This is a genomic window from Sphingobacterium sp. UBA5996 (assembly GCF_002429765.1).
In the GTDB taxonomy this organism is placed as follows: domain Bacteria; phylum Bacteroidota; class Bacteroidia; order Sphingobacteriales; family Sphingobacteriaceae; genus Sphingobacterium.
Genome location: NZ_DJAS01000024.1, coordinates 42425 through 55799 on the forward strand (window position 1 = coordinate 42425; position 13375 = coordinate 55799).

A 13375-nucleotide genomic window follows, 5' to 3' on the forward strand; every position below is an offset into this window, starting at 1 on the left:
TTTATGCTAATAAGGGATCAGTTGTACTTTCTGTCCCTGTTTCCAAGCGCCCGGCGAGCTGAATAATTGGATTATTGTCTCCATTAAGCTTTATAGCAATATCATACCAATTACCTTGTTTTTCAATATCCAGGATCAATATAACTTCCTCGGCCGGGGCGATTTCTTTTGTTGTGGCATATTTTTTATAGTTGAGGGTTTCAACAGCTATTGTTACGCGCTGGTCACTATTGTTTTTTAGTTTCAGCTGTAATTTTCCTGTAGCTACCTGTGTCAGGGCCTTAAGCTCCGGAGCTACCGCGGCTTGTATTGCTGCTGTCCCCTTCTCCCCGGAAAATTTACGATAAAAACCATTTGGTCCATGCAGTTCGAAAGCATAACGATCTCCTTCAAACTTTGCTAGGTCCCATTGGTATTCCAAACGATCACCGGCCTTCACCGCAAAATTCCAGTTACGATAGGTTTCGCTTTGTCCTTGGTCATCACGATAGGCCAGCGGGCTATACACATTGAAAGCCGTGCCTGCAGTTCTTTTTCCAAACAGCTTGTTGTCTACAGTCATCACGAGACAAAACTGTCCATCTTCCACATAGCCAACTGCTTCATGCGCATAAGGCAAATTTAAGGATTTACGAATCCCACGCTCCTGTATACGGTCAAATTCTGGGATCCAGACCTTTCTCTTCGCAAGTTCACGATCATTGACTGCCACAAAAGCTCGCGGATTATCCTTAAATTGTGCCTTATAGATCGTTTCAATGTGCTGATTGCGGTCTAGGAAAGTGATCTGTTCTTTTTGCTCTGTAAAAGGTGTAAAGGCTGCAGTCAAATTACCACAGATCGTTCGACGCCATGCACTGATGTTTTCCAAATGCATATTCTTGTTCAGCTTTTTATTGAAAAAGTATTCCAAAAACTGCAAAGTAGATGTATGATCAAATACCTGAGAACACACCTTACCTCCCCGCGACCAGGGCGAAACAATATACATGGGCACACGAAAACCTAAGCCCACAGCTCCTTCACGCGCTTGCTTTTTAGCAATCCCCTGCTTCAGCTCATTTTCTAAACGTACCATTTCCACCTCCGTATCAATACCAGCAGAGCATGCCCCGGTGTCTTTTTTAGTCAAATCAGGAACAACAAATGGCTTTACGTGATCATAATAACCATCGTTTTCATCATAAGTAATGATAAAAATTGTTTTTTTCCAGATTTCAGGTTTTTTCGTTAAAATTTCCAAAACTTCGGATACATACCAAGCTCCGTACCAGGGAGCACTCGGATGATCCGAAAAATTTTGCGGACCAGCCAGCCAGGATACGGCTGGCAATCTACCGGTATCAACATCCTTCCTGAATTGATAAAGAACGTCCCCTTTCGGAACTTCCAGCGTACCCTTTTTTCCTTTCCACTTAAAATGCAAGGTATCAAGCGACCTGTAATTATTGTCGCCCTTGTTTACCGTAAAAGCTCTTTCATTCAATGATTTAGCAAAATCACCTAACGCTTTATAATTGTCCGGATTATATGCTTTGAGTTCCTTCTCAGCTCGCTCCAATACCTCGCTTTTTTTTCGGATATCAGCACGGATTTTTTCGGCTTGTTCCTCAGAGCCAGCAGACTTTTCTTCCAAGTTCGAAATCTGCACGGGTAAATCACGCACCTGTTTTTCCAGATTTCTGATATAGCTTTCCTTAAATTTAACGTGATAAGCCTGAAAGAACTCTAGTAAATTACATCCGAAATTTGACAACCATGCCCTTTCTTTCCCAGCAAATCCTCCGCCACAACTTGTCTCATTTTGATAAAAACGCCAGGTAATTCCATCCTTCTCAAGCAATTCCGGGAAAGTTTCCCAAGTCATTTTACCGTACGCAAAATCGTCGTTCCTAATATTTGCCTTTTGCAAGCCATCTTTCATTTCTGTAATCTTCCCCGTCCAAAAAAAGGAACGGTTCGGCGTGGTGCTTGTCATGCCTGAACAGAAATTCTGATCACACACGGTAAATGCATCCGCCAAAGCATAATGAAAAGGTAGATCCTCACGAGTAAAATACCCCAATGTTAACGGCATAGTCGCATATTCCTTATTGCCCGACTGCTTGGACAACAGCCACTGATCGTAGCGTCCGTGGTTAAAGGCATCCACTTGGCTCGCCCTACTGTGCGGAAGAGAACCCATCCAAGTTACTTTACTCTCTGTTAGATTTAATCGAAAGGGTGCATAGATCTTTCCATTCTTATCCGTTTGATACCATACGGGCAAACCGTTCGGTAAGCGGATTGACCGTGGATCATTGAAACCACGAACTCCTGAAAGCGTCCCAAGCGTATGATCGAAAGACCGATTTTCCTGCATAAGGATAACGATATGCTCGGCATCCAAAAAAGTACTTCCCATCTCAGGATCTATCGCAAAGGCTCTTTGGATTGAACGAGGCATAAAACTGGCAATACCTGCTGCTCCCGAAAATAGCAAAGTTTTTCTCAGGAACTCTCTTCTGCTTTCCATAATACTTATTTATAATTTCGAATTGAATCTACTTAGATTTCCTTTCCTTTCATATTTCTTCGTGTAATTCTTATGTTACTAAATGGAGGTATCATGAAATATCTTTTTGATAGGATGGCAAAAATTTGTTTATTTTTACGAAAGACAATAGATGGACGTATGGTAGATATTTTGCTACTCGAAGACGACAAGGTACTCTCGAAGGAGATTCGATCGTTTTTATTAAACCAAGGCTTTTCCTGCGATCAAGCCTTTGATGGAATTGAATTTTTGGCCAAAACGCACCAAAAGAAATATGGTTTTTTTCTATTGGATATTAACGTTCCAAAAATCAATGGCTTGGAAATCTGTAAAAAAATAAGACGCCATGATGCTTTTACACCAATTATTATCCTTTCAGCTTATGATGATATAGACGACAAGAAAGAAGCGTTTCTTCGGGCAGCCGACGATTACCTGGTCAAACCATTCGTTTTAGATGAACTTTTAATGCGAATCTATTCCCTGTTACGCAGGCAACAACACAGTGACAGCAGTGATACAAAAACCTTAATCATAGATGATCTGGTTATTTATCCAGATGAAGCTCGCGTACTACGTGCCAATGAAGAGATTAATCTCACTCAAAAGGAATTTCAGCTGTTACTTATCTTAGCACAGGCAAAGGGCCGAACGTTATCAAAGCAGCATATTTCCGAAGAAGTGTGGCAGAATCAATTTCAGACAACACAGAATACAATAGAAGTATACATCAACTTTTTACGCAAGAAAATTGATAAGAATCATCCGAATAAACTTATCCATACACGACCTGGATTTGGCTATTTTCTATCGGCAGACAAATGAATTTGAAGAAGAAAATAGCCATTAGTTTCAGCATCGCATTTTCCGTCCTTTTTGGAGTAGCAATGTTAATTATCTATTATGCTAGTTTCGACTTTCGTAAAGATCAATTCCGCCAGCGGCTGATCGATAAATTGGATAATATATCTCATTACATCGCCAGCAACCCCTATTTCAATAGACAGTCCTATAAAAATTACTTTCACGACGATGAAGATGGTTTATTCTACGAAGATGTTATCATTCTCGACAAAAACAAACAATTGGTCTTTAGCACTGTCAAGGACCAAACCGTTACCTGGAGCGCGTCAATTGTTAATCGGCTCGATCATGAAAAGCAGATCTTCTACAACCAAGACCAATATGAGACATTTGCCAAATATTATCGCATTAATGGATCCCCCTACTATATTATCGTAAAAGCACAGGATTATTCCGGAAATGAAAAAATGGACCATCTAGCGCTTGTCCTCACGATACTATTTATCCTGAGTGCGGCTTTAGTGTGGGTATTCAGCTATAATCTGATCCAACGGCTGTTGGTCCCGCTCGATAAATTAAAAGACAATATTACGCAGATTAATGCCAGCAGACTCACTAAACCTGTTGAGTACACAGGAAATACCGACGAAATTACTGTACTAACCCGAGCATTTAACACGATGTTATTACGACTTTCTACTGCTTTCGAATCGCAGAAAGAATTTAATTCCAGCGCTTCCCACGAATTACGAACACCACTTGCACGAATGTCTTTTCAACTTGAAAACCTGTACCATCAGAACCAGTTAAGTGAAGAGGTGAGGCAGGTATTACGCAACATATCCAAAGAAACATTGCACCTCTCAGAAGTCACAGATTCGCTGATGCTTCTTTCAAAATTTGATTCGGAACGTTTAAAAATGACGTATAAAGAAGAGCGAATCGATGAAATTATATTTATGGCCTATGAAAAAGTAGCCAAAGTATTCCCCGACCTTCAACTGGATTTTTCAATTAGCGGAACTGAAGACCCCAAACTCAGCATTTTTTGTTCCGCTCAATTGATTGAAATCGCTTTTGTAAATTTATTTAAGAATGCTGCGCTCTATTCAGACAACAGGGAGGTAAAAGTCACATTGATAGAATCAGCACAAGAACTAAAAGTGCTTGTTAGTAATACGGGGCCCGCCTTGAGTACCAGCGACCAAAAGCGAATTTTTGATGCATTCAGCCGCGGAGAAAATGCTAGTGAGACAACAGGATCTGGATTGGGGCTGCGCATTGTTCAGCGCATCGTGCAATCGCATCATGCGACAATTGAATACCAAGCCAATAAAAAGCATGGCAAGCATACCTTCGTGTTACTATTTAAATTACAAGCTCCCGAGTAAAAACAGTATCGATAGAAACTTCCTTTTTAAGCTTTTTTTAAGCATTTCTTAAGGCGTCTTTAATTTTCGACCAGTTATTTTGTTTCATCAGTTTTGAAACAAATGACAAAGACACCTCTCTTATTTTTATTGCTTTTCAATGGTATAGCATTTGCCCAGCAGAGACCGCCGCGAACAGATTATGTGCGTATGGATGAAAGTACACTTATAAAAAAGCAAGGCGATATCGCCGGACAACAAATGACGCTTCGAGAATGCGAAGCAGCATTTGTACAGAGCAATCTTTCTCTACTTGCCCAACAATATGACATCAGTCAGGCCGAGGCAGACGTCATACAAGCTAAAATATGGGAGCTGCCAAAGCTGGAAATGAATGTTAACGCCTATGATCCACAGAATAAAAAGGTATTCCACGCGGGTCCTTCTAAAGAAGCCAGTATATCCCAATTGATCTATCTCGGTGGAAAAAAGAAAAATCAAGTAGAATTCGCCAAATCGAATGTCGAACTTGCCAAACTACAATTCAGTCAACTGCTGGCCAGTCTTCGCGCACAACTCCGTACAACTTTCTATTCCCTTTACTTTGAACAGCATAAATTGGCAGATATCAAAATTCAGCTTGACTATCTAAATAGTCTACTAACGGCATACAAAGAACAAGGTAAGAAAGGAAACATTTCATTAAAAGATCAAGTTCGCCTTCAAACAATGGCTATCGATCTCAATAATGAAAAAACAACTGCGATCAACAATAGCATTAACTTACAACAACAATTACGTGTACTCATCTCCAGTCAGGAAGACGTACTACCGAACCTAACCGATCAAGAAGCAGATCAGGAACTTGCCATAAAACCAACAATGCCTTTGGAAAAAATCTTCCAATTGGCGTTGGAAAACAATGCTGATTATCAATTTGCATTAAAAACCTCGGAAAGCGCACAGTTATTTACAACATGGCAACAATCGTTAAATACGCCTGACATCAATCTTGGGCTTGCCTATAGTCAAAATTCAGGTGCTTTTCGCAATGAAATTAACTTAACGGCAGAAATTCCACTCCCGCTATGGAAACAAAATAAAGGAAATGTAATCAAAGCAAAATACGCCGAAGAAGAAGCAAAGAAAAATATTGAAGTCCAACGGCAGCAGCTCGAATCACAGATCCGTTCCAATTACCTGTCCTGGGAAAACCAATACAATCAGTATTTTACCATTACACCTGACGACCTCCACGACATTGCAGTGGTCTATGATGGCGTATTTAACAATTTCAGAAAAGGTAACATCTCCCTCGTGGAATTCACTGATTTTATGGATAGCTACCGCATATCCATGCTGAAGCTATATGATATGAAAAAGGAAATTATTCTCAATGCCGAACAATTAAACTACCTGGCGCAAACATCTATATTCAACTCAACTCATGTCAAATAAACAACTTCTCATAGCCACAGTGGCTGTAGTGCTACTCTACTCTTGCAAAAATCATAAAGAAACGGATAATACAGCCGTTGGCAAAGGTTTCGAAATGAGTGAGACGATGCTAAAATCGACCAGTTTTGCAACGGTTAAAAAAGAAAATGTGAGCGAAGAACTCAATTTCTTTGGTAAAATATCTGCTGATCAGAACAATTACATCGATATCTTCCCTCTCGTTGGCGGTAATGTGGTATCCGTGAATGCGTCCTTGGGCGATTATGTACACAAAGGTCAGGTATTGGCCACAATCAGAAGTACAGAAGTTGCGGGCATACAGAAAGATCTTTCGGATGCCAAAACAGATGTATTGCTTGCCGAAAAAAACTACCGTGTAGCGGAAGACATGTATACAGGTAAACTGAGTACAGATAAGGACATGCTGGAAGCAAAAGGACAGTTAACGAAAGCCAAAGAGCAGCTCCGCCGCTCTGAAGCAGTCAGTCAGATCTATAATGTCCGACGCGGCAATATATATTCGGTGGTATCGCCAATCGATGGATACATCGTACAAAAAAATATCAACAAGGATATGCAACTGCGGAGTGACCGAAGCGACAACATCTTCGATGTGGCCAATACAAAAGATGTATGGGCCATCCTGAATGTCAACGAAACAGATATTGAAAAGATTAGTATGGGCATGCCTGCCGTGGTGTCAACGCTGAGTTACCCGGACAAAAAATTTCAAGGTAGTATCGACAAAATTTTTAAGATTATCGACCCACAGACCAATGCTATGCAGGCCCGTGTGGTACTCGACAATAAAGATGGACTACTTATTCCAGAAAGTAAGGCCACCATTAAAGTAGCACATCGATCCAACACCCAGGCGCTAGCTGTTCCTTCGGACGCAGTCATTTTTGATCAAAACAAATATTTCGTATTGGTTTACAAATCTCCAAATGACATCAAGATTCGTGAAATCCTGCCGATAAAGCAAAACGAAGAAACAACCTATATGTCTACGGGACTACAGGAAGGAGAGAAAGTTGTTGTAAACAATAAACTTTTGATCTATAGAGCACTGAATAATTAATCTGCCTTAGCATTTACACGAATGAACAAATTCATTAAGAATATCATTGCCTTTTCCATAAAAAATAAAGCCTTTACCTTTATTTGGGTGGCTATCTTGGCTATTTCTGGTTTTATCAGTTTTAAAAGTATGCCCATTGAGGCATTTCCGGATGTTACCAATACACAGATAACCATCATTACCCAATGGAATGGTCGGAGTGCAGAGGAAGTCGAACGTTTTGTGACTACACCGATTGAATTGGGCATGAGCCCGGTACAAAAGAAAACGAGTATACGTAGCACGACCATGTTTGGCCTCTCCATTGTCAAAATCATCTTTGATGATGGTGTCGACGATACTTTTGCCCGCAACCAAGTCAATAACCTCCTGCGATCCGTGAGCCTACCAGACGATGTCGATCCGGATGTACAGCCCCCTTACGGTCCTACTGGAGAAATTTTCCGCTATACATTACACAGCGATCAACGCAATTCACGCGACCTTCTTACTTTACAGACATGGGTTATTGACCGGGCGCTGCGGGGTGTCCCCGGTGTAGCCGATATCAATGTTTTTGGCGGACAAGATTTGGTTTACGAAATCAGTACAGACCCCATAAAGCTCGACAAATTTAACCTGACACCTTTACAGGTATTTGATGCCGTGAGCAAAAGTAACCTGAATGTGGGTGGAGATGTTATCGAAAAAAGCGGTCAATCCTACGTTGTACGAGGTATTGGTCTAGTCAACTCAATCAATGATATCGAAAACATCACCGTAATAAATCAAAAGGGAAATCCTGTATTCGTCAAGAATGTGGCTGAAGTGAAAGAAAGCGCGATGCCTCGCGTCGGCCAAGCCGGTTTTGGTAAGAATGATGATGTAGTAGCAGGAACCATCGTAATGCGCAAAGGTGAAAATCCAAGAGAGGTATTGACTGCTGTAAAAGCGAAAATAGATGAGCTTAACAACAAAATCCTCCCCAAAGACGTCAAGATGCAAACTTTCTATGACCGTGACAACCTCATGGATTTTACAACACATACCGTTATGCATAACTTGATCGAAGGTATTGTGCTTGTCACCTTGATGGTACTGCTCTTTATGGCAGACTGGCGCACCACGGTTATCGTTTCCATAATCATACCTCTCGCCTTACTTTTTGCCTTTCTATGCCTTAAACTGGCCGGCATGAGTGCCAACCTGCTTTCTTTAGGCGCGGTAGACTTCGGTATTATTATCGACGGTGCCGTGGTTATGGTGGAAGGGATATTTGTCATGCTGGATCATAAGGCACACAAACTTGGCATGGAAAAATTCAACAAGATGGCCAAAGCAGGCTGGATCAAACAGACAGGAACGGGATTGGGTAAAGCCATCTTTTTTTCCAAACTGATTATCATTACCTCATTGATTCCTATATTCTCCTTCCAGAAAGTTGAAGGAAAGATGTTTGCGCCACTAGCCTTTACCCTAGGTTTTGCCTTATTGGGAGCGCTGCTTTTTACCTTAACGCTCGTTCCTGCTTTATCACATATTCTGCTCAATAAAAATGTGCGCGAGCGCCACAATCCCTTTGTGGAATTCTGGAATAGGGTCGTTGCTAAAGGATTTGGTTTCACCTTTAGAAACAAACGTCTGAGCATGATCCTCGCAATTACTTTATTGGCGGTAGTCTTGTTTTCTGCAAAATTTTTAGGAACAGAATTTTTACCAACATTAAACGAAGGATCCCTTTGGGTTACTGCTGAGATGCCTATGAGTACTTCTTTACGTGAATCGGTTAAAACAACCAAACTATTAAAAAGTACGTTGGAAACCTTCCCTGAGGTCACTGGTGTGCTCTCCCAAACTGGACGGAGCAACGATGGTACAGATCCTAACGGGTTTGGTTTTGTTCAGTTTGCCGTAGCGCTAAAACCCAAAGAAGAATGGACGCGCAAAATCACAATGGATCAGCTGATTGATGAGATGGATCACAAACTCAAACAATATCAAGGTATTACCTACAACTATTCACAACCTATTTCGGATAATGTTGCTGAGGCAGTTGCTGGTTTCAAAGCTGAAAACGGAATTAAGATTTTTGGCGACGACTTAACGACTCTAGACCGTCTTGCAAAAGAAGTTTATGCACAAGTAAAAGGTATACAAGGAATTAAAGAGCCAGGTATTATTCTCAATATTGGCCAGCCCGAAGTGAGCGTGGTATTGGATCGAACACGTATGGCAGCGTTTAACGTTCTGCCCGCCGATGCACAGGCGGTACTCGAAATGGCCTTCGGAGGAAAAACAGCCTCCATCTTGTACGATGGCGAACGTAAGTTCAATATTCGTCTGCGCTACGCTCCCGAATACCGGAAAACAGAAAAAGATATTGCGCAGCTGATGGTTCCCTGTGGTGATGGCACATTAATTCCACTTAAAAGTATTGCCACCATTGAAAAAGATAATGGTGCTGCTTTTATCTATCGCGACAACATCAAACGCTATATCGGCATCAAATTTTCCATCCGTGACCGTGACTTAGGAAGCACCATTGCCGAAGCACAGCAAAAAGTCAGTAAAATAAAGCTGCCTGAAGGGTATTCCATTGGCTGGACTGGGCAATTTGAAAATCAGCAACGTGCTACACACCGTTTAGCTCAGGTGGTTCCGATCAGTCTGGTCGTTATCTTCTTCTTACTGTTCATTCTGTTTGGTAATATCAAAGACTCTCTGCTCGTATTAGCCAACGTTCCCTTTGCTCTGATTGGTGGAATTATAGCTTTGCACGTTACAGGTATGAATTTTGGGATATCGGCAGGCGTAGGAATGATTGCATTATTTGGTATTTGTATCCAGAATGGAGTAATCCTGATTTCAGAATTCCATCAGAATAAGAAAGATGGACTACCGAATGACCAATCGATCTATAAAGGTGTAAAATCGCGAACAAGACCTGTGGTTATGACAGCATTGATGGCTTCTATAGGACTCTTACCAGCTGCACTATCTACCGGTATCGGTTCGGAATCACAAAAACCGCTGGCAATCGTGATCATTGGCGGATTAATCTCAGCAACTATATTGACCTTGCTGGTTTTTCCGATCATCTATGATATCTTCAATAGAAAAGAAAAGATACAGCAAACAATAGCCGAATAGTGTTGTCTATAGCTTGTATAGAATTTACTTCGATCAATGAGCGCCATCGATACTACACTAAGCGACAAGGCCACAACACATGCCAATTGCTGAGGCAGTATCGATGTAACAATTGTATCTCTTGCGGCTTTTATGTTTAAAAAGCGATAAAAAGCCCTTAATTTTGAAACAAATTACCTTCCTTAAAACAATTTGTGTTGTAAGGATCAAAACAAATAATATATTTATGACTATTCTCACGTTTACAATCATCCTTCTCCTAGGTGCGTTTGTAGCAGGGCTATTAGGATCGCTGACAGGCTTAGGCGGAGGGGTCGTTGTGATACCTTTATTGACACTCTTTTTTCATGTTGATATTCGTTATGCCATTGGAGCAGCATTGCTTGCTTCCATAGCCACTTCTTCCGGTGCCGCAACAGCTTATGTCAAGGAAGGCATTACCAATATCCGGCTAGGTATGTTTTTAGAAATCGCTACCACTATTGGGGCGGTCATTGGAGCTGTTATCGCTATTTATATGCCGACGAATACCATCGCCATAATCTTTGGTTTTGTACTAATCTTCTCGGCAGCCATGACTGTGCGTAAAAAAAATGAGCACGCACACGCTGGAGGTTCCCCTTTAGCTGAAAAACTAAAGCTAAACAGTACGTATCCAGTGGAGGGAAAATTAATTCCCTACAAGCTAACCAATATTGTGGGAGGCTTTTCATTGATGGGTGTGGCGGGTGTTATCTCCGGTTTATTGGGGATTGGTTCCGGATCCCTTAAAGTACTTGCAATGGATAGCATGATGAAAATTCCATTTAAAGTCAGTACAACAACGAGTAACTTTATGATCGGTGTTACCGCAGCAGCTTCTGCTGTCGTGTATCTGCAAAGAGGCTATATGGATCCAGGTATTGCATTTCCGGTAATTTTAGGGGTATTAGGTGGTGCCATTACAGGATCTAAGCTCCTAAAACGTATGAATCCAAAGACTTTACGGATCATTTTCGCTGTCGCCATAACATTCGTGGCCTTAGAGATGATTTTCAATGGATTCCAACATAAATTTTAAAAAACATACGTTACGCAATGGCATAATTAATTGTGTAAGAACCTTCATCGATACGAAGAAGGAAAATAAATAATCAAAATGAAACACGTATTTTCCAAACATTATTGGGGAGACAAAGATATCTCGCTACTCGTCGGACAAATTTTACGAACAGGAGTTGTCATCGCTTCTTCCATTCTCGTCCTCGGCGGCATCCTCTACCTGATTGTTCATGGACAGGAAACTGTACCAAATTACAGCGATTTTGTCGGTGAGGAAAACGCCAACACTACAATTACTGGGATCATTACTGGCGCATTAAGCCGAAATGTCCCCCAAGTCATACAGCTTGGAGTCCTTTTACTGATTTGCACTCCTATTGTACGGGTAATTGGTTCACTATTTGGATTTGTAATCGAAAAGGACAAGCTTTATATCATCATTACATTGATCGTATTAGCAGTCATTATAGGGAGCATACTTAGCGGCGTCAAGGGATAATAATCACCTTATCTCTTGGCGCGCAGCCAAGAAGATTTCTCCAGCATATATTCAAAATTCTTCCTCTCAGGTTCATTTACAAAACTCACCATCCGCTCGGCGACTTTAAGTGCCCCCAAGCGTTCCACGGCCTTCTGTGAGCGATAATTCTCCGCACCAACATGCATAAAAATGCTGTCTACAAAATTGAATGCAAAGTCAAACATCATCTCTTTGACTAAAGGATTAATGCCCACCCCCCAATAAGCGCGCGCATAAAACGTAAATCCAACAAAAATTGATCTTCCAACCTCGTCAAGCCCATAGTATCGTGTACTGCCAATACATGCAGCATTCTTCTTGTCATAGATTAAATAAGCCGATTTGCTTGCTAAAGCAGACTCAAAAAATTGGCGGAAAACATCTTCTTTCCAACGGTCTTTATTGGGATGCTGTTCCCAGATCAGTGGATCCTTGGCAACTTGATATAGCGCATCGAAATCCGATGGTTCCATGATCCTTAATAAGACATTATCATTTTCGAGCGTGTTGGGAGCGACAAACTTCATGCGACACAGTGCTAGTTTAGTAATCAAAATATTTCAATTTCTATAGAATATACCAATTAATGATGAAACTAGCTAAATTAAGGGGCTAACATGATAAATATTACACAGAAATGTAGATCTTAACAAAAATTTTATTCGAGCATGAAGCTAATCTCAGTGTAATCGTACGCCTAATCTGAATTGGCTATTGACAGGAATCTTAGCGCATGTTAAATTAGCTTTACAAAATTTTGTATTTTACAGCCAAATGGAACAATTTAGGGAATTTGTAAAACAACGTATTGATGTCACAGAGGACGAGCTGAATGACATCGTTTCACGTTATCAAGTCAAAAAAATAAAGAAAAAAGACTATTTTCTACGCGCCGGTGAAGTTTGCCATCATGAAGCATATGTGGTGAGCGGTCTATTTAAATCATTCTATATCACTGCCGACGGGATAGAACATATCCTACAATTTGCGATTGAAGATTGGTGGATTGGTGATATTGCGAGCTTCAACTATCAGGAGCCGGCACTACAAAACATCCAGGCGCTAGAAAACGCTGTCGTGCTTACCCTGTCAAAAAAAGATAAAGACAAACTCTACAAAGATCATCCAATCTTTGAAAAACTTTCGAGGATAATGGCACAGCGTGCACAGATCGCATCCCAACATCGTATCATTTCGAGTATCGGATTTACTGCTCAGGAGAGATATCTTGATTTTATCAAGAGGTATCCCAAAATCTACCCTAGGATTTCAAATATGCAATTAGCTTCCTATCTCGGCGTCACACAAGAGTTTCTTAGTCGCCTAAAAAGGCAGCTATTAAAGCCGAATCGAAATTCTTGACCTACATCAATTTTTTCTTTACAAGTTTATACCAACTTTGCAGAAGTTTGTTCAAACAAACAATTTGAACATAT

General features: G+C 40.9%; 10 protein-coding genes. 8 read left to right on the forward strand and 2 right to left on the reverse strand.

Annotated features, from left to right (window positions below; all coding sequences use genetic code 11):
• Position 1 precedes the first annotated feature (1 nt).
• A complete protein-coding gene (locus tag B3E00_RS18625) occupies positions 2-2515 on the reverse strand; it encodes a phosphocholine-specific phospholipase C (RefSeq protein ID WP_293882293.1) in 2514 nt (837 codons plus the stop codon).
• 114 nt (positions 2516-2629) lie between these two features.
• Here B3E00_RS18625 and B3E00_RS18630 point away from each other — a divergent pair, with 114 nt between their 5' ends.
• From B3E00_RS18630 to B3E00_RS18660, 7 genes are all read left to right on the forward strand, one after another.
• Positions 2630-3361 (forward strand): response regulator transcription factor, encoded by a 732-nt coding sequence (locus tag B3E00_RS18630; RefSeq protein WP_293882291.1) that lies wholly within the window; start codon positions 2630-2632, stop codon positions 3359-3361.
• The gene (locus B3E00_RS18635) at positions 3358-4731 is read left to right on the forward strand and encodes a HAMP domain-containing sensor histidine kinase (RefSeq protein WP_293882289.1); all 1374 of its coding nucleotides are present in this window, start codon (positions 3358-3360) and stop codon (positions 4729-4731) included. Before B3E00_RS18630 ends, B3E00_RS18635 begins: the two co-directional genes overlap by 4 nt.
• A gap of 102 nt (positions 4732-4833) precedes the next feature.
• Positions 4834-6168 carry a TolC family protein gene (locus B3E00_RS18640; protein ID WP_293939651.1) on the forward strand — a complete coding sequence of 445 codons (1335 nt, stop codon included), beginning with the start codon at positions 4834-4836 and terminating at the stop codon, positions 6166-6168.
• Positions 6158-7249 (forward strand): efflux RND transporter periplasmic adaptor subunit, encoded by a 1092-nt coding sequence (locus B3E00_RS18645; protein WP_293882285.1) that lies wholly within the window; start codon positions 6158-6160, stop codon positions 7247-7249. Before B3E00_RS18640 ends, B3E00_RS18645 begins: the two co-directional genes overlap by 11 nt.
• Positions 7250-7270: 21 nt before the next feature.
• On the forward strand, positions 7271-10378 hold the full coding sequence (locus tag B3E00_RS18650; RefSeq protein ID WP_293888923.1) for an efflux RND transporter permease subunit: 3108 nt from the start codon (positions 7271-7273) through the stop codon (positions 10376-10378).
• A 226-nt stretch (positions 10379-10604) separates the two neighbouring features.
• On the forward strand, positions 10605-11438 hold the full coding sequence (locus B3E00_RS18655; RefSeq protein WP_209578942.1) for a sulfite exporter TauE/SafE family protein: 834 nt from the start codon (positions 10605-10607) through the stop codon (positions 11436-11438).
• A 78-nt stretch (positions 11439-11516) separates the two neighbouring features.
• Positions 11517-11918: a DUF1634 domain-containing protein gene (locus B3E00_RS18660; protein ID WP_293882280.1), complete on the forward strand. Its 402-nt coding sequence runs from the start codon at positions 11517-11519 to the stop codon at positions 11916-11918.
• An 8-nt stretch (positions 11919-11926) separates the two neighbouring features.
• Here B3E00_RS18660 and B3E00_RS18665 read toward each other — a convergent pair whose 3' ends face one another.
• The gene (locus tag B3E00_RS18665; protein ID WP_293882278.1) at positions 11927-12466 is read right to left on the reverse strand and encodes a GNAT family N-acetyltransferase; all 540 of its coding nucleotides are present in this window, start codon (positions 12464-12466) and stop codon (positions 11927-11929) included.
• Positions 12467-12713: 247 nt separating this feature from the next.
• Between B3E00_RS18665 and B3E00_RS18670 the strand changes: the two genes are divergently transcribed.
• On the forward strand, positions 12714-13301 hold the full coding sequence (locus tag B3E00_RS18670; RefSeq protein ID WP_209578945.1) for a Crp/Fnr family transcriptional regulator: 588 nt from the start codon (positions 12714-12716) through the stop codon (positions 13299-13301).
• Positions 13302-13375 lie beyond the last annotated feature (74 nt).